Below are 17,864 nucleotides of genomic sequence, written 5' to 3' on the forward strand. Positions count from 1 at the left end.
TCCGGCCGCTAGGGCAGCCGCGGCTCGACCAGCTCGGCGACCTCCATCGCCGCCAGGCACGGGTCCACGTCGGGGCTGCCCGAGTTCAGCACGACGTCGACCCGGGACGACTCGGTGACACCGATGAAGATCCCGCAGCTGCCGGTCGCGCCCACCGCCTGCTTGGCCTGGTGGCGGCCGATCATCAGCTCCTGCACCACGTTGCCGTTCGACTGGACCTCCGCCAGCCCCGACTTGGCCCGGATGCCGACACCGAGCCGCGCCGTTTGAGGCGAGAAGTTGCACACCCGCGCCGAGCCCAGCTGCTCCACCACCGGTTCGGCGCTCTGCGCGCCGGTGACCTGCTCGGCCTCGGCCTTGGTGAGCAGGGCGCACGGGTCGGCCCCGTCCAGCGGACCGCCCCTGGACGGGCCGACCTGGGGCGTGGTGGTGGGCTGCGACGTGCCGCCGTCGGCGGTCGGGGTGGCCTGGCTGTCGGCCGGGCCGCCGCACGCGGTGACGGCGAGCATCGCGACGGCGACGCCGATCAGGACGATTCGTGGGTTCACAGGTTCTTCCTGATCGGTCAGCTGACGCTTCGTGCGTCGACGGTAACCAATCACGCACGAACCCCGCTAGACCGCCGACGGACCACCGCCGACGCGCGCAACCACCAGCACGCGTCGGCAGCGCGTACCGCCGCTCCAGACCCGGTCCGATCACACCGCCGTGGCGCGCACCAGCACCAAGCGTTCCGGGTGCAGCACGGGAGCCTGCACGCCCGCCGTCCCCAGCACCCGACCCGGCAGCGTCACGCCCTCCGGCTGCCACCACGGCAGCTGCATGCCCCAGTTGTGCCCGGTGCCGTCCGGCACGTCACCGGGCGCCAGCGGACGCACGTGGTACGAGCGGTCGTCCGACAGGCCGGGCAGGCGCACCGCCCCCGGCGGGTAGAGCTGGGACGTGGCCAGGGCGACGATCGCGAACACGGCGTCCGACCCGTCCTCCGCCACCACGCCGTGCACCTCGATCGCCGGGTCCGGGTGGTCGCCGTGCACCGACACGCCGGTGTGCAGCAGGGGCCGCAGCTCCTTGTACAGCGCGACCCACGCCGTCAGCCGCGACAGCTCCTCCTCCGTCGCCGCCGTCAGGTCCCACTCGATCCCGAAGTGCCCGAACAACGCGGTCCCGGCCCGGAAGTCGATCGGGTGCCGCCGGTGCGTCGTGTGGGACGTCGCCGAGCCCACGTGCGTCCCCATCAGCTCGAACGGGATCAGCGCGTTCGTCCACCGCTGCATCGACTGCCGCTCCAGCGCGTCGATGCAGTCCGACACCCACACCCGGTCCGTGCGCTCCAGGATGGCCAGGTCCACCCGCCCACCACCCGACGAGCACGACTCGATCTCCACGTCGGGGTGACGCCGCCGCAGCTCGTCCAGCAGCCGGTAGACGGCCAACGTCTGGCCGTGCACGCCTGCCCGCCCGGTCGGCCGGTGCCCGGCGTCCACCAGGTCCCGGTTGTGGTCCCACTTCAGGTACGACACGGGGTACTCGGTCAGCAACGCGTCCAGCCGTTCCAGGATGTGCGCGAACGCCTCGGGCCTGGCCAGGTCGAGCACCTGCTGGTGCCGTGCCGTGCCGGGCAGCCGGTCGCCCGCCGCCATGATCCAGTCCGGGTGGGCCCGCGCGAGGTCGGAGTCTGGGTTGACCATCTCCGGCTCGACCCAGATGCCGAACTGCATGCCCAACCCGGTGACGTGGTCGGTCAGCGGACCGAGCCCGTCCGGCCACACCTCGTCCGACACGTACCAGTCGCCGAGGCCCCGCCGGTCGTCGCGCCGCGAGCCGAACCAGCCGTCGTCCAGCACGAACCGCTCGCCGCCGACCGCCGCCGCCGCGTCCGCCAACGCCTTCAGCCGGTCCAGGTCGTGGTCGAAGTACACGGCCTCCCACGTGTTCACCACGACCGGGCGGGGCGAGGAGGGGTGGGACGGCCGCGACCGCAGGTGCCGGTGGAACCGCGCCGACACCTCGTCCAGCCCGCGCCCGTACGACGCGTACTGCCACGGCGACGGGTACGACTCGCCGGGCCCCAGCACGACCTCGCCGGACAGCAGCAGTTCACCCGAGCCGAGCAGGGACACGGCGTGGTAGTTCCGCTCGGCGAACGTCCGGTGGTTGCCCGACCAGGCCGTGTGCACGGCCCAGACCTCGCCCGACCGGTTGCCGAACCCGGCGGTGCCCGCGGCGAGCAGGTACGCCGAGTCGTAGCCGGTCCGACCGGTCCGGTTCTCCCGCACGTGCAGGCCGTGGTTCCACTGCGTGCGCTGCGGGCTGCGCTCCCGCGTCCAGCGCCCGGTGAAGTCCAGGATCTCGACCGCCTGCGGCGGCGCGGGCAGGGTCAGGTTCACCGCGTCCACGGCGAAGTCCGTCGACCCGGTGTTGGTGAGCACGGCCCGCTGCCGCACGAGCCCGGACGGCGTCAGCTCGATGACCAGTTCCAGCCCGAGCCCGGCGACCTCGTCCACCGCGTTGATCACGGGACCGTCCACCGAGACCACGCGGAACGCGGTCGAGAAGTCCCGCCCGCCCCGGTTGCCGATGATGCCCGGCGTGCCGAGCCAGCCCGCCGACTGCTCGGGCAGCACGGCCACGTCGACCGCGCCGTCGACCGAGAAGCCGATGGGCTGCGGGCTCTGCGCGACGAGGGTCGCGGCCAGCTCGGTCGAGGACAGTTCGCCCAGGTCAGCCCCCCAATAGCGGACCCGGGGGAGGGTGCTTCCGGAGAAGTCGAGCACCAGGCTCACACCTGCCGCCCGCAGGTGCGTCACGTCTGCCACTTGTGGTCTTCCTCTCTGGTGGTGAACCTCGTTGACTTACTTTAGTTGCTGGCGTAAGAATCGCCATACCTTGAACGTCACATGGCAGAAGGCCACCGCCGCCGCCCGGGAAAGAGGAACGATGACTCGCACGACCTTGCACGACGGGTGGCGACTGAGCGCGGTGGGCGGGCCGATCCCGGCGGCCGTCGCCGACCGCGAGGTCCCCGCCGTCGTGCCCGGCAGCACGCACCTCGACCTCCTCGCGGCGAACCTGATCCCCGAGCCCTACCTGGACACCAACGAGGCCGAGCTGGCCTGGATGCACCGCGCCGACTGGCGCTACGCCCTCACCTTCGAGGCCGAGGCCGCCGAGCCCGGCGAGAAGGTCGAGCTCGCGTTCGACGGCCTCGACACCGTGGCCACGGTCGAGCTGAACGGCGTCGTGCTCGGCCGCACAGCCAACATGTTCCGCTCGTACCGCTTCGACGTGCGCGAGCACCTCAAGGACGGCGCGAACGACCTCGTCGTCACCTTCTCCTCCGCGCTGGCCTACGCCGAGCAGCAGGAGCAGGCGTTGGGCCGGCGCGACCGCGCCTACCCGCACCCGATGAACGCGGTGCGCAAGATGGCCTGCTCGTTCGGCTGGGACTGGGGCCCCGACCTGCAGACCGCGGGCATCTGGAAGCCGGTGCGGCTGGAGCGCTGGACCGAGGCACGCCTCGCGCAGGTCCGCCCGCTCGTCACGGTGGACGAGGACGGCACGGGTCGCGTCGAGGTGCACGTCGAGGTCGACCGCGCCCGTGACGCCGAGCTGACCGTGGTCGCGACCGTGGCCGGCGTCGAGCGGCGCGCGCGGGTCGAGGGCGACTCCGCCGTGGTGACCGTCGAGGTGCCGGACGTCGACCTGTGGTGGCCTGTCGGCTACGGCGAGCACCCCCTCTACGACCTGGACGTCGTGCTGCGGGCCGACGAGCGGGACGTGGACCGGACCGGTCGGCGCATCGGCTTCCGCACCATCATCGTGGACACGACGCCGGACGAGGTCGGCACGCCCTTCACCTTCGTCGTCAACGGCAAGCCGGTGTTCGCCAAGGGCGCCAACTGGATCCCCGACGACCACTTCCTCACCCGGATCACCCGCGACCGCCTGGCCCGCCGGGTCGACCAGGCCGTGGACGCCAACATGAACATGCTCCGGATCTGGGGCGGCGGCATCTACGAGACCGAGGACTTCTACGACGTCTGCGACGAGCGCGGCGTGCTGGTCTGGCAGGACTTCCTGTTCGCCTGCGCCGCCTACGCCGAGGATTCGCCGCTGTGGGAGGAGGTCGAGGCCGAGGCGCGCGAGAACGTGGCCCGGCTGACCTCGCACGCGTCCCTGGCGCTGTGGAACGGCAACAACGAGAACCTGTGGGGCTTCGCCGACTGGGGTTGGGAAGAGCAGCTGCAGGGCCGCTCCTGGGGCCTGCGCTACTACACCGAGCTGCTGCCGGGGATCGTCGCCGAGCTCGACCCGACCCGGCACTACTCGCCGGGCAGCCCGTACAGCCCCGGCGACCTGCACCCGAACGAGGACACCCACGGCACGCGCCACGAGTGGGAGGTCTGGAACCGGATCGACTACACGCACTACCGCGACTTCACGCCGCGGTTCTGCTCGGAGTTCGGCTTCCAGGGCCCGCCGACCTGGGCGACGCTCACCGAGTGGGTGCACGACGAGCCGATGACGCCGACCTCGCCCGCGTTCCTGCTGCACCAGAAGGCCGAGGACGGCAACGGCAAGCTCGACCGCGGCCTCGCGCCGCACCTGCCCGCGCCCGCGGAGTTCGCGGACTGGCACTGGGCGACGCAGCTCAACCAGGCCCGCGCGGTCGCGTTCGGGATCGAGCACTTCCGCTCGCACTGGCCGCGCACGGCCGGCGCGCTGGTGTGGCAGCTCAACGACTGCTGGCCGGTCACGTCGTGGGCCGCGATCGACGGCGACGAGCGGCTCAAGCCGCTGTACTACGCGCTCAAGCACGCCTTCGCGCCACGGCTGCTCACCGTCCAGCCGCGCGACGGCGTGGACGCGCTCATCGCGGTCAACGACACCGATGAAGCCTGGACCAGCGAAGTCTCGTTGGAGCGCCAGACGTTCGCGGGTGACGTGCTCGCGGCGGTTAAACTCCCGCTCGACGTGCCGGCCAGGTCGGTGGCACGACTCGACCTGGCGGCGGAACTCCGCACGCCGGGCGACCCGAAGGGGGAGGTGCTGGTGGTGAGCACGGCCGACGCGCGCACCGCGCACCTGTTCCGGGAGGACCTGGAGCTGGCCTACGACCCCGCGCCGCTCACCGCCGAGGTGCGCCGCGTCGACGGCGGCTACCGGGTGGACGTCACCGCGTCCTCCTTCGCCCGCGACGTCGCCGTGCTGGCCGACCGGGTCGCCGAGGACGCCGTCGTGGACGACACCCTGGTCACCCTGCCCGCCGGCGGGACGCACTCGTTCCTGGTCCGGACCGCGGCCGAGCTCGCCGACCCGGCCGCGCTGGCCGGTCCGCTGGTGCTGCGATCGGCCAACGACCTGTGCGCGGTGCGGACATGACCACCGGCTCGACCGGCGCCGTCGGCCTGGTCCTGGCCCGCCCCGCGCGGCTGCTGGGCGCGGAGCCGTTCTTCATGGAGTTCATCGCGGGCATCGAGGAGCGGCTCGCCGAGGGCGACCGGTCCGTGCTGCTGCACATCGTGGGCGCGGAGGACGCAGAGATCGCCGCCTACCGCAGGTGGGCGGCGGGCGGTCTGGTCGACGCGGTCGTGGTGGTCAACCGCACCGTGGACGACCACCGGCCGGCGGTGCTGCGCGAGATCGGCCTGCCCGCGCTGTACGTGGGCGAGCCGGACGAGCTGGCCGTGCCCGCGGTGCGCACGGACGACGCGGGCCCCGTGCGGGAGGCGTTGGCGTACCTGCTCGACCTCGGGCACCGGCGCATCGCCCGGGTCAGCGGCCCGGACGCGCTGCTGCACACCAGGGCGCGGACCGCCGCGCTGCTCGAAGGCTGCGCGGAGGCGGGCATCGAGCCCGTGGTGCTGGAGGGCGACTACTCGGAGGAGTCGGGGGCGAAACTCACCACCGCGCTGCTCAACGCGCCCGAGCCGCCCACCGCGATCCTCTACGACAACGACGTGATGGCCGTCGCGGGCCTGAACGTCGCCAAGGAACTCGGCGTCGCTGTGCCCGACCGGCTCAGCCTGGTGGCGTGGGACGACTCGTCGCTGTGCCGGCTCGCGTCACCCGCGCTGACCACGATGAGCGTCGACGTGCACCAGTTCGGCGTCACCGTCGCCGAGTCCGTGCTGGAGCTGATCGAAGGCGTCGAGGTCGCCGAGCGCTGGTCGCCCAAGCCCACGCTCATCGCGCGGGAGAGCACCCGATAGAAGGATCCCCATGACCTACCACGCCGCCGACTCGCGGTACGACGCCATGCCCTACCGCCGGTCCGGTCGCAGCGGTCTCAAGCTGCCCGCGGTGTCGCTCGGCCTGTGGCACAACTTCGGCCACGACAAGGCCCTCGACGGCCAGCGGGCCATCCTGCGCCGCGCGTTCGACCTCGGCGTGACGCACTTCGACCTGGCCAACAACTACGGTCCGCCGCCCGGTGGCGCCGAGGAGAACTTCGGCACGCTGTTCGCGGCCGACTTCCGGGCGCACCGGGACGAGATCCTGGTGTCCACCAAGGCCGGCTACCACATGTTCGCCGGCCCGTACGGCGAGTGGGGCTCCCGCAAGTACCTGGTCAGCTCGCTGGACCGGTCCCTGGCCCGGCTGGGGCTGGACTACGTCGACGTCTTCTACCACCACCGGCCCGACCCGGACACGCCCATCGAGGAGACGATGGGCGCGCTGGACCACGTCGTGCGCTCGGGCAAGGCGCTGTACGTCGGCATCTCGAACTACTCGGCCGAGCAGACCGCGGTCGCGGCGAAGGTGCTGCGCGAGCTGGGCACGCCGCTGCTGATCCACCAGCCGTCGTACTCGATGCTCAACCGGTGGGTCGAGGACGGCCTGCTCGACGTGCTGGCCGAGGTCGGCGCGGGCAGCATCGCGTTCTCGCCGCTGGCGCAGGGCGTGCTGACCGACCGCTACCTGAACGGCGTGCCGGACGGTTCGCGGGCGGCGGGCGCGTCGCCGTTCCTGTCGGCGTCCAATTTGGACGACGCGACGCTGGCGAAGGTGCGGGCGCTCAACGACATCGCGAAGCGGCGCGGGCAGACGCTCGCGCAGCTGGCGATCGCGTGGGTGCTGCGCAACGTGACGTCCGCGCTGATCGGCGCCTCCAGCGTGAAGCAGCTGGAGGACAACGTGGCCGCGACGGCGAACCTGGCGTTCGAGGCCGACGAGCTGGCCGAGATCGAACGGCACCTGTGACACCTGGGTAAGCCGGGGCGGCGTGATGTGAACCGCTTCAGCACAGGTGTCAACGCCTCTTGACGAAACTTTGCTTAACCGCTTAACTAAGTCCCATGGGGCAAGCACTCGACCCGGTCGCGGTCGCCATCGACATCGGCGGCACCAAGCTCGCCGCGGCGCTGGTCGAGTCGGACGGCACCGTCCTGGCCCGCCGCACCACGGCGACGCCTGCCGGTGGCGCGGACACGGTCTGGGGCGGCCTCGCGGGGGTGCTCGACGAACTCCTGGAGGCCGCCGCGGACCGCGCCGTGCTCGGCGCGGGCATCGCCTCGGCCGCGCCGATGGACCTGCGCACCGGCACGATCAGCCCGGTCAACATCCCGGGCTGGCGCGACTTCCCGATCACCGCCCGCGTCGGCGAGCTGCTGCCCGGCCTGCCGGTCCGGCTCGGCGGCGACGCGCTGTGCATGGCGCTGGCCGAGTACCACCACGGCAACGGCCGCGGCAGCGAGTGCCTGCTCGGCATGGTCGTGTCGACCGGCATCGGCGGCGGGTTCGTCTTCGCCGGTCGGCCGCACTTCGGCGCCACCGGCAACGCGGGCCACGTAGGCCACTTCGTGGTCGACCCGGCCGGTCCGCTGTGCGGCTGCGGCGCGAACGGCTGCTCCGAGGCCGTCGCCAGCGGCCCGTCGATGGTGCGCTGGGCGTTGGACCAGGGCTGGCAGCCGCTCGGCGGCACGGCGGACGGCGTCGCGCTCGCCGCGTCGGCACGGGCGGGCGACCCGACCGCGCGGGCGGCGTTCGAGCGGTCGGGCGCGGCGGTCGCCCAGGTCATCACGGTCGCCTCCGCGTTGTGCGAGGTCGACCGCGTGGTCATCGGCGGTGGCGTGGCGCAGGCCTGGGACCTGCTCGAACCCGCCGTCACCCAGCCGCTCGCGGACTACGCGGGGCTGGAGTTCATGCGCCGGGTCGAGGTGTGCCCGGCGACGTTGGGCGTCGACTCGGGGCTGATCGGCGCCGCGGCGCTGCTCGCGGACGACCGCGTCGCGTCGGTGCCCGTGGGAATCTGAGAGGGCGACCGTGCGCAAGCTGGACACCACCGTCCGGGAGTACCACTGGGGTTCGCGGACCGCGCTGGCCGAGCTGCGCGGCGAGCCGTCGCCCAGCCCCGTGCCGCAGGCCGAGCTGTGGATCGGCGCGCACCCCGACGAGCCGTCCCGGCTGGCCGGCTGCGACGTGCCGCTGGACGCCTACCTGGCCGCCAACCCGGCCGGGCTGCTCGGGCCGGAGAGCCTGGCCGCGTTCGGCCCGCGCCTGCCGTTCCTGCTCAAGGTGCTGGCCGTGGCCGCGCCGCTGTCGTTGCAGGTGCACCCGAACCGGGAGCAGGCCGTCGTCGGGTTCGCCGAGCGCGGCTACCGCGACGACCGCCCCAAGCCGGAGGTCCTGGTCGCGCTGACCGAGTTCGAGACCCTGTCCGGCTTCCGCCCGCCCGCCGCGACGGTGGCGTTGCTGGACCGGCTCGGCCTGCCGTCGTTGGCGCCGATGCGGGCCGAGCTGTCGGGCGGCGACACGGGGGGCGCGCTGCGCTGGGCGTTGCACACGGCCGACGCAGCCCTCGTCGCCGAGGTGGCCGCAGCGGCGGCAGGCGTGCCCGCGCTGGCGCACGTCGTGGCACTGGCCGAGGCGTACCCGGCGGACGCGGGCGTGGTGGCGGCGTTGCTGCTCAACGCGGTGAGGTTGCGGCCGGGGCAGGCGATCCACGTCGGCGCGGGCGTCCTGCACGCGCACCTGCGCGGCACGGGCGTCGAGCTGATGGCGAACTCCGACAACGTGCTCCGCGCCGGCCTGACCACCAAACCGGTCGACGTGCCCGCGGTGCTGTCGCTGGTCGACCACCGGACCGGGCCCGCCGCCGTGCTCGACGGCGAGGGCGACGGTCCACTGAGGACGTACCGGACGCCCGAACCCGAGTTCCGCCTGCACACCGTGCGGCCGGGTGCCGTGCTCGGCGGCGGTGGTCCACAACTCCTGTTGTGCACCAAGGGTTCCATCGTGGTCAGCCGCGGTGGTGCCGAGGTCGCGTTGCGCGGGGGTGAGTCGGCGTTCCTGCCGCACAGCGCCGACGCGGCCGAGGTCACCGGTGCCGGCGAGGCGTGCTGGGCGACCACGAACCTCCCCGGTCACGGGTGAGCGCACGGGCGCGGACCACGTCGGCCGCACCCGTGCGCTCTTTCCCGCTTTACCGCGTCACAGGCAGGGTCTTACTGGAAGTTCACGTCACTGCACAGGTAGTAGGCCTGGTCCATGTGGCTGGCCTGCCAGATCGTGAACACCACGTGGCGGCCGGTGCGGCTGCCCGCGTTCACCTGGGCCTGGTAGAGGCCGGTGGTGCCGTAGCGGCCGGTCGAGGTGACCAGCTCCAGGTCGCTCCAGCGCAGCGGCGTGGTCGCGGTGTTGACGCCCTGGCGGGTGATGTAGATGCGCAGGTAGTCAGCGCCGTGCCGCGCCTGGTCCGTGATGGTGAGCGTGAACTGGCGGGGCTTGGTGGCCGTGTTCCACGCGCCGACCGTGTCGAGCGCGCGGTAGCGACCGCTCTCGGCCAGGCCGCCGCTGCACAGCTGGCCGTTCGCCAGGGCGCCCTGGTGGTTGCCGCCGACACCGTTGCGGTACAGGCCGTTCCAGTTCCACATCGCGTTCGGGTCGGCCTTCCAGGCCTGCGCGCACATCGGGTCCGTCTGACCCATGTTCGGGTTCAGGTGGTCGCTGCCCCAGCGCTGGTAGCAGCCGTAGTTGCGCGACGGCGGGTCGGTGACCGAGCCGTGAGCGCTCGCCACGCCTGATGTGCCCACCAGGGTGACGACGCCGGCCGCGAGGACCGCGAGGACCGAGCTGAAGACGCCGATCACCGATCGGGTACCGCGTCGGAAGGTCATGTGTGTGTCCTCCACGTTGAGGATTAACCGACTACAGGGCTGGGAGCGCTCCCAGATCCCAAGGTAGCGAACCGCACACAATCTGTGAACCCCATACCCGCGCCAACCTTTCTCGTTCCAGAACCCCCCACCCGCGCGTGTCCTACGTCCAGAACACGCGTGTCCTACGTTCAGGTCACGCGTGTCCTACGTTCAGAACACCCGAGTTCAACGCTCAGGACACGCCGACTACCGGTAGTAACCCTCCACCGGAACGGTCGCCTCCTCCAGCAGCGCGGGCCCCTCCTGCGGCACGGGGGCGAAGCCGCCACCCGGCTTCAGCGCGTTCAGCTGCTCGGTCGACAGCGCGAACACCACCCGGCCCAGCCCCGACCGCTCGATCGCGCCCACGCACATCCCGCACGGCTGGCAGCTGGTGAACATCGTCGTCCCGGCCGCCACCTCCGGCGCGAGCGACCGCGCCGCCCACCGCGCCAGCTTCAGCTCGGGGTGCGCGGTGATGTCGTCGTCCGTCAGGCTGGTGTTGCGCTCCTCCGCCAACACCGCGCCGTCCGGCCCCACCAGCAACGACCCGAACGGCGGGTTGCCCGCCGCACGCGCCTCCACCGCCAACTCGATCGCCCTGCGCAAGCTCATCGGAACTCCTTCCGCACGGTGGCCAACGCCTGCCATGCGACTTCGGGGTGGACGGTCTCCTGCGGATCGCCGACGAACGGGTCCAGCACCACGGCCTCGGCGCCCGACGACCGCAACTCCGCCAGGTCGCCCAGGACCTGCGCCACGGTGCCCTCACCCAACCGCCGCTCCGGCCCCAGCTCGTCGGACGTGATGTGCAGCAGCACGCGAGGAGTCGACGCGGGCAACGGCTTCCCCTCCGCGTCCGCGATGACCTTCAACCGCTCCAACGCCTCCCGGTACCCCGAAGGCGTGAGCCGCAGGCTGTGCCAGGCGTCCCCGAGCCGCACGGCCCGCCGCAACGCCGCGTCGGAGTGCCCGCCCACCCAGATGGGGATCCGCCCGGCCCGGTAGTCCGACTCGTCCCGCCACGCGTCGCGCACCACCCGCAGCCCCTCGTCGGTCAACCGGCCGCGTTCGGCGAACCGCACACCCAGCGCCTCGTACTCCTGCCGCGCCCACCCCACGCCGACGCCGAGCACGAACCGCCCGCCGGACAGCTCGTTCACGTTCGCCGCCATCCGCGCCACCAGCAACGGGTGCCGGTACGGCAGCACGAGCACGGTGGTGCCGAGCCGGATCCGCGACGTCACGCCGGCCAGCCACGCCAGCGCGGTGAACGGCTCGTAGAACGGGGCCGGGTACTGCTCGGCCACGTCCGGCGTCACGGCCACGTGGTCGGACACCATCAACAGGTCGAAGCCGAGGCCCTCGACCGTCCGCGCCCAGTCCCGCAGCACGTCCGGCGAGGTGCCCGGCCCGAAGTTCGGAACGTTCACACCGATCTGCACGGCGCCAACGCTATTCCCCGTCACGCCGATCCTGAAGAGACTTCGCCCGGTCTCAACCCCATCCGACCGTGGAATCCCCGGTAAAATGCCCCGATGACCGGGAACCTCGATCCGACCGACTGGGCCATCCTCGCCGAGCTGCAACGCGACGGCCGGATCGCGCTCAGCGAGCTGGGCCGCCGGGTCAACCTCAGCGCCTCGGCCACCACCGAACGCGTCCGCCGGCTGGAGTCGGTCGGCGTCATCACCGGCTACCGGGCCGAGGTCGACCTGGCCAAGGTCGGCTACGCAGTGCTCGCCGTCGTCCGCCTGAAGTACCCGGGCAACCGGCACGAGCCGCTGCACGCGCTGCTGGCCGACCGCCCCGAGATCCTGGAGTGCCTGCGCACCACCGGCGACGACTGCTACACGCTCAAGGTCGCCGCCACATCCATGCCGCACCTGGAGCAGGTGGTCAACGACCTGACCGGGTTCGGCAGCACGACCACGAACATCGTCTACAGCCAGACCCTGCCGTACCGGGGTGTGTCGCCCGCCTAGCGCGACACACCCCCGCCGGCCGCTACTCCCAGGCCACGGCCGGCGCACACGTCGCCGGGTCGCGGTCGTGGTAACCCGCCACGATCTTCCCGCTCGGGTTCACCCAGCAGCTGGTCCGGTCCACCCCGGCCTGCCATTCGCCGAGCAGCGCGCCGTGCGCGTCGTACGCCCGCAGGTAGTTCCGCTCGTCCCAGCCCGCGAAGCCCGGCCAGTCGGACGGGTGCGTGAGGCGGGCCACGAACGTGCCGTCGACGATCGTCGCGTCCACCTCCCGCCCGTTGCGCCCGAACGCCACCCTGGCCACCTTCGACGTCACGCGGCCGGCCGCCATGTCGTACTCCGGGCCCGGGTGGCCGGGCAGGCCACGGACGGAGGAGCTGACGTGGTCCGCGGCGAACTCGCCGGGCAGCCACGCGACCCCGGGGCTGCCGGCCACCGCCGAGCTGTAGGGCTCGGTGGGGCCGTTGATCGTGCAGGCCAGCGATTCGCGCTCGGAGTAGAGCAGCGCGAACTCGCCGTTCTCGTCGGTCAGGTACTGGCGCAGCACGGGCTTGCTCGTGACCTCCGCGCTCTGCGCACAGCCCTGCTCGATCTCGGCGATCCGCTCCGGCGGCAGTGTCGGGACCACCGGCTCCTCGGCCGTCGTCGTCACCACGGTCTGGCTCGTCCCGCCGACCGCGAAGTCGTCACCGGCTTGCCACGAGGGCGCGACGACCGCGACCAGCACGACGACGACGGCCGCCGCCGCCACACCGGCGGTGATCAGCGGCGCGAACCGGACCCGGCGGTGCGTGACCTCCCGTTCCAGCCGTGCGCGGATCTGGGCGTGGCGCCGCGGCGGGACTTCCCGGGTCGGGGGCAGCGTGTGGTTCATCGGTCCTCCAGGGTGAGCGCGGGAGCTGCGACGACCGGCGCCGGGCCCAGCCTGCGGGTCAGCCGGGCCTTCGCCTTGCTGACCCTGGCCCGGACGCTCACCTCGGCGATGCCGAGCACGCCGGCGGCGTCGGCGTACGACACGCCGGACCACACGCACAGCGCGAGCGCTTCCCGTTCGTTGCGGGGCAGTTCCTCGACGGCGGCCAGCAGTTGCGCCATCCGCCGCTGGTCGTCGACCCGCTCGGCCACCTGGTCGGCGTGGTCGGGCACCGGGGTCTCCACCGGCGCCTTGCGGAACAGCCGCAGCCGACGCGCCACCGTGCGCCGGTCGCTGCGCACCACGTTCGTGGCCACGGCCAGCAGCCACGGCAGGGCGGAGTCGTGCTCCAGCCGCAGCCGGTCCCGCTTGCGCCAGGCCACCAGGAACGTGTTCTGGAGGTGGTCCTCGGCGGCCGCCCACGACGCGGTCAGCCGGAAGCAGTGGTTGTAGACCGCCTTGGCGTGCCGGTCGAACAGCACGCCGAAGGCAGGCCCGCTCCCTGCCGCGGCCTGTGACCACAGGGTGCGGTCGTCATCGGTCGTCATGTCCCAGTTGTGCCCGCCAGTGGGGGAGGTGTTGCCTCCACGACCTTAAGAGCACGACGAAAGGGCCGTCGCCGGCAGGGGCGGTCTCATCGTCGAGACCTCCAAGGGCCCCGGGGGAGAGCGCTCCCGCCCCACGGCCCAACCATGCTGACGACGGCCCCTCGAACCCGACAACGCCGCCGCCGTGCGTTGCGGGACGTCTGGGAACGTTCCCAGAACTGACCGTAGCGCACGTCACACAACCCTGGCAAGCGCTTTCCCGTTCACCGCGAAAGGGGCCGTTCACGCTGCTGAACAGCGCGAACGGCCCCCGTGCGTCAGGAGTGCGGGCAGGTGTCGCGGTACTCGGAGATCGCCGTGCCCCGCGGCGCCGGGCACAGGAACTGCTCGTACCGGGTGTCGTTGTCGATGAACCGCTTGAGCCACGAGATGCTGTACTTCGCGATCGTCGTGTTCGAGCTGTTCGGCGCGTAGTGGCTCGCGCCCTCCAGTTCCAGGTACGCCTTGTCCAGCGTGGCCGGCAGCGAGGTGTAGAACGGCTCGGAGTGCGACGACACCGACGCCACCGTGTCGTTCTCCGCGCCGACGATCAGGGTCGGCGTCTGCACGGTCGACCACGTCTTGGTGGTGTTCCACGCGGTCAGCGGGATCGAGGCCTGCAGGCTCGGCCGGTCCTTCGTGGCCTCCAGTGCGCCGCCGCCACCCATCGAGTGGCCCATCACGCCCAGCCGGCTGGAGTCGATGCGGCTCCGCACCGAACTGCTCGTGGTCAGGTAGTCCAGCGCGGCCAGCAACTGGTCGCCGCGCGAGGCGGGCTGGTCGTACCGGGAGTTCGTGTCGATGATGAAGATGACGAAGCCCTGCGAGGCCAGGCGCGGCCCGAGCCAGGACAGGCTCGACTGCGAGGCCGTGTAGCCGGGCGAGACGGCGACCGCGCCGAACGTGCCCTCGGCGGTGCTGGTCGGGTAGTAGATCGTGCCGCCGCCGAAGCCGCGCACGCTCAGCGACGAGACCGTGGCCTGGCTGGTGGCGAACGGCCCGCGGGTGGCCTCGATGCTCGCCGTGGTCGGCGCCGGGCCGCGCTCGTAGGGGTTCTCGGCGGCATGGGCGACCGCGCCGGACGTAGTGAGGGCAACCGCCGCGGCGAAGACCAGAGCGCGGCGGGACAGGGGAGACCTCAGGGACATGGTGTGCTCTTCCCAGCGTGGCAAGGACTTGGCGGAGAGAGTCCTGAGTGGACCGTGCTTACCGCGGTGGAGTCTCGCGCACTACCTACTCGCGCGTCAAGTAATCGTCCCAACTGGCGAGTAAATCGGAAACAAATTCACCTACGCGGACCGGGAATCGTCGCCGGACCGTAACTCCTACCTGCGAGGAAGCGCTCCCACGGAAGCCTTGACCACGCCCCGCCCGGTCACGAAGATCGGCGCGACAGAGCCGTCAGACGAACGGAACCGCCGATGTCCCGCAGACACCTGAGCACCGCCCTGGCCGCGCTGCTCGCCGCCGGCCTCATCACCGGAGGTGCCGCCGCCTCCCCGGCAGCGTCGCGCCAACCCGTCATCGGCGAGCCGCGCACCGAGCACGGCTGCGCCCGGATCGAACAAGACCTCCCCGAGCTGGCCGACTGGCCCAAGGTCGACAGCCGGGTGAAGTCGAACCCGGGCGACGAGCGGCGCGTCAAGAAGATCCTCGCGGGCATGACCCTGGCCGAGAAGGTCGGTCAGATGACCCAGCCGGAGATCGGCGCCATCACCCCCGACGAGGTGCGCGAGCACGGCATCGGCTCGGTCCTCAACGGCGGCGGCTCGTGGCCGAACCGCGACAAGCACGCCGCGCCCGAAGCCTGGCTCGCCCTCGCCGACGCCTATTGGGACGCGTCCAAGGCCGGCCGGACCGGCATCCCCGCCATCTGGGGCATCGACGCCGTGCACGGCAACAACAACGTCTACGGCGCGACGATCTTCCCCCACAACATCGGCCTCGGCGCGGCGCACGACCCGTGCCTGATCCGGGACATCGGCAAGGCCACCGCCGAGCAGATCCGCGCCACCGGCCAGGACTGGGCCTTCGCACCGACCCTGGCCGTCCCCCTCGACGACCGCTGGGGCCGCACCTACGAGGGCTTCTCCGAGGACCCGCGGATCACCCGCGCGTACGGCTACGAAGCCACCCGCGGCCTCCAGGGCAACAGCCGCAGCCGCGTCGGCGTGCTCGCCACCGCCAAGCACTTCATCGGCGACGGCGGCACCACCAACGGCAAGGACCAGGGCGTCAACCCGGCGACCGAAGCCGAGATGATCAACGTCCACGGCCAGGGCTACTACGGCGCGCTCGCCGCCGGCGCCCAGACCGTCATGGTGTCGTTCAACAGCTGGACCAACGACTCCGGCATCGACGAGGGCAAGCTGCACGGCAGCAAGCTCGCGGTGCACGACATCCTCAAGGGCAAGATGGGCTTCGACGGCCTGGTCGTCTCCGACTGGAACGGCATCGGCCAGGTCACCGGCTGCACCAACTCGTCCTGCCCCCAGGCGATCAACGCGGGCATCGACGTCGTCATGGTGCCCAACGACTGGAAGGCGTTCATCGCCAACACGGTCGCCCAGGTCGAGAACGGCCAGATCCCCCTGGCCCGCATCGACGACGCCGTGACCAGGATCCTCCGCGTCAAGCTGCGCTCCGGCATCCTCGACGGCGAGAAGCCCTCCCAACGCGACCACGCGGGCTCCACCGACGCCCTCGAAGCCCGCGAACTGGCCCGCGAGGCCGTCCGCAAGAGCCAGGTCCTGCTCAAGAACGACAACCACGTCCTGCCCCTCAGCCCCCGCTCGAAGGTCCTCGTCGTCGGCAAGAGCGCCGACAGCCTCCAGAACCAGACCGGCGGCTGGACGCTCACCTGGCAGGGCACCGGCAACACCAACGCCGACTTCCCCCACGGCACCACCGTCCTCGGTGGCCTCAGGGAAGCCCTCGGCGAGCAGAACGTCGTCTTCAGCGAGACCGGCGACGTCGACCCCTCCGGCTTCGACGCCGTGATCGCCGTGCTCGGCGAAACCCCGTACGCCGAAGGCGTCGGCGACATCGGCAAGCGCTCCCTGGAAGCCGCCAAGCTCTACCCGAACGACCTCGCCGTCCTCGACAAGGTCAGCGGCAAGGGCACTCCCGTCGTCACCGTCTACCTGTCCGGCCGCCCACTGCACGTCAACAAGGAACTGAACCGCTCGGACGCCTTCGTCGCGGCCTGGCTCCCCGGCACCGAGGGCGCCGGCGTCACCGACCTCCTGATCCGCGGCAAGCACACCTACACGGGCAAGCTCTCGTTCTCCTGGCCCCGCAGCGCCTGCCAGACACCCCTCGACACCAACGGCGACCCCCTCTTCAAACCGGGCTACGGCCTCCGCTCCTGGCAGACCGGCCACGTCGGCCAACTGGACGAGACCTCACCCGAGTTCGGCTGCTCCGGCAACGGCGGCGGCGGAACCGCCACCGAAGACCTCGACCTCCACCTCCGCACCGACATCGCCCCTCACCGCAGCTACATCGGCTCCCCGGACAACTGGTCCGGCACCGAACTGGGCCCGGACGGCGAGGCAGCGCACAGCACGATCACCGTCACACCCGCCGACGTCAACGTCCAAGGCGACGCCCTGAAAACCACCTGGACCGGCACGGGCCAGGTCTACCTGCAAAACCCGGCGGGCGGCAGCGACCTGCGCGGCTACCTCAACGCCAACGCCGCCTTGGTCTTCGACGTCATCGTCCACCAACCCCCCTCCGCCCGAACCGTCGTCAGCACCCACTGCCAATACCCCTGCTTCGCCGAGGTCAACGCCACCAACCTCTTCACCAACCTCCCCACCGGCGTCAAGTCCACGGTAAAAATCCCAATCGCCTGCTTCGCCCAAGGCGGCCTAGACCTGGAAAACGTCAACACCCCCTTCCTCGTCTACACCGACGGCAACTTCCAAGCCTCCTTCGCCAACATCCGCTGGACCCCCAAAGCCGCCACCGACCCAGACGCCAAACCCTGCTCCGACCTCACCTGACCTAGGGGGCGGCCACCCCGCCCCCTCCACCACACCCTCCGCCCTTCTTCCCCAAAGGGAGGGCTTCGTGTCATCCCGCCGACCTGGCTGTGCCCTACCGCGCGTGTCAAGGGGGCTGTTCACCTCTGCCCGCGGCTTCCACTGTTAGCCGCCCCCTTGATACGTGTGGTAGCCCGGAGGGAGGTCGGTGGGATGACACGAAACCCGCACCACAACGGCCCCGGCGC

15 protein-coding genes are annotated in these 17,864 nt (G+C 71.6%); 7 read left to right on the forward strand and 8 right to left on the reverse strand.

Translation table 11 applies throughout. The features are described 5' to 3' along the window. Nucleotides 1-8 precede the first annotated feature (8 nt). Both ADK67_RS43135 and ADK67_RS43140 read right to left on the reverse strand, forming a co-directional pair. Nucleotides 9-548, reverse strand: a complete 540-nt coding sequence (locus ADK67_RS43135) for a DUF3558 domain-containing protein (protein ID WP_053722402.1) — start codon at nt 546-548, stop codon at nt 9-11. 150 nt (nt 549-698) lie between these two features. Further along, entirely contained in the window at nt 699-2,819 is a 2,121-nt protein-coding gene (locus tag ADK67_RS43140; protein ID WP_053722403.1) for an alpha-galactosidase, read from the reverse strand. A gap of 121 nt (nt 2,820-2,940) precedes the next feature. Between ADK67_RS43140 and ADK67_RS43145 the strand changes: the two genes are divergently transcribed. The 5 genes from ADK67_RS43145 (at nt 2,941) to manA (ending at nt 9,378) form a co-directional block, all read left to right on the forward strand. After that, the gene (locus ADK67_RS43145; RefSeq protein ID WP_053722404.1) at nt 2,941-5,385 is read left to right on the forward strand and encodes a glycoside hydrolase family 2 protein; all 2,445 of its coding nucleotides are present in this window, start codon (nt 2,941-2,943) and stop codon (nt 5,383-5,385) included. Continuing rightward, complete coding sequence (locus ADK67_RS43150) at nt 5,382-6,215, forward strand: LacI family DNA-binding transcriptional regulator (RefSeq protein ID WP_053722417.1); 834 nt, start codon at nt 5,382-5,384, stop codon at nt 6,213-6,215. Before ADK67_RS43145 ends, ADK67_RS43150 begins: the two co-directional genes overlap by 4 nt. 10 nt (nt 6,216-6,225) lie before the next feature. Then, on the forward strand, nt 6,226-7,206 hold the full coding sequence (gene mgrA / locus ADK67_RS43155; protein WP_053722405.1) for an L-glyceraldehyde 3-phosphate reductase: 981 nt from the start codon (nt 6,226-6,228) through the stop codon (nt 7,204-7,206). 95 nt (nt 7,207-7,301) lie between these two features. After that, on the forward strand, nt 7,302-8,258 hold the full coding sequence (locus tag ADK67_RS43160; protein ID WP_053722406.1) for an ROK family protein: 957 nt from the start codon (nt 7,302-7,304) through the stop codon (nt 8,256-8,258). A gap of 10 nt (nt 8,259-8,268) precedes the next feature. Beyond that, nucleotides 8,269-9,378, forward strand: a complete 1,110-nt coding sequence (gene manA, locus ADK67_RS43165) for a mannose-6-phosphate isomerase, class I (RefSeq protein ID WP_053722407.1) — start codon at nt 8,269-8,271, stop codon at nt 9,376-9,378. A gap of 71 nt (nt 9,379-9,449) precedes the next feature. Here the strand turns inward: manA and ADK67_RS43170 are convergent, their stop codons facing one another. The 3 genes from ADK67_RS43170 to ADK67_RS43180 form a co-directional block, all read right to left on the reverse strand. Beyond that, nucleotides 9,450-10,121, reverse strand: a complete 672-nt coding sequence (locus ADK67_RS43170; protein ID WP_053722408.1) for a lytic polysaccharide monooxygenase auxiliary activity family 9 protein — start codon at nt 10,119-10,121, stop codon at nt 9,450-9,452. A 228-nt stretch (nt 10,122-10,349) separates the two neighbouring features. Then, nucleotides 10,350-10,757 (reverse strand): nucleoside deaminase, encoded by a 408-nt coding sequence (locus ADK67_RS43175; RefSeq protein ID WP_053722409.1) that lies wholly within the window; start codon nt 10,755-10,757, stop codon nt 10,350-10,352. After that, nucleotides 10,754-11,587, reverse strand: coding sequence for an LLM class flavin-dependent oxidoreductase (locus ADK67_RS43180; protein WP_053722410.1), 834 nt, complete (start codon nt 11,585-11,587; stop codon nt 10,754-10,756). The genes ADK67_RS43175 and ADK67_RS43180 overlap by 4 nt, the downstream gene beginning before the upstream one ends. A gap of 93 nt (nt 11,588-11,680) precedes the next feature. On the opposite strand from ADK67_RS43180, the gene ADK67_RS43185 reads away from it, so the two are divergent. After that, entirely contained in the window at nt 11,681-12,127 is a 447-nt protein-coding gene (locus tag ADK67_RS43185; RefSeq protein WP_053722411.1) for an Lrp/AsnC family transcriptional regulator, read from the forward strand. Between the two features lie 22 nt (nt 12,128-12,149). On the opposite strand, the gene ADK67_RS43190 is transcribed toward ADK67_RS43185, so the two are convergent. From ADK67_RS43190 to bdeA, 3 genes are all read right to left on the reverse strand, one after another. After that, the gene (locus ADK67_RS43190; RefSeq protein ID WP_053722412.1) at nt 12,150-13,001 is read right to left on the reverse strand and encodes a hypothetical protein; all 852 of its coding nucleotides are present in this window, start codon (nt 12,999-13,001) and stop codon (nt 12,150-12,152) included. Then, the gene (locus ADK67_RS43195) at nt 12,998-13,588 is read right to left on the reverse strand and encodes an RNA polymerase sigma factor (protein WP_053722413.1); all 591 of its coding nucleotides are present in this window, start codon (nt 13,586-13,588) and stop codon (nt 12,998-13,000) included. Before ADK67_RS43195 ends, ADK67_RS43190 begins: the two co-directional genes overlap by 4 nt. Nucleotides 13,589-13,905: 317 nt before the next feature. After that, nucleotides 13,906-14,775, reverse strand: coding sequence for a bis(hydroxyethyl) terephthalate hydrolase (gene bdeA, locus ADK67_RS43200; protein ID WP_053722414.1), 870 nt, complete (start codon nt 14,773-14,775; stop codon nt 13,906-13,908). Between the two features lie 273 nt (nt 14,776-15,048). Between bdeA and ADK67_RS43205 the strand changes: the two genes are divergently transcribed. Beyond that, the gene (locus tag ADK67_RS43205; RefSeq protein ID WP_053722415.1) at nt 15,049-17,637 is read left to right on the forward strand and encodes a glycoside hydrolase family 3 protein; all 2,589 of its coding nucleotides are present in this window, start codon (nt 15,049-15,051) and stop codon (nt 17,635-17,637) included. Nucleotides 17,638-17,864: the final 227 nt, after the last annotated feature.

The organism is Saccharothrix sp. NRRL B-16348 (assembly GCF_001280085.1).
GTDB lineage: Bacteria > Actinomycetota > Actinomycetes > Mycobacteriales > Pseudonocardiaceae > Actinosynnema.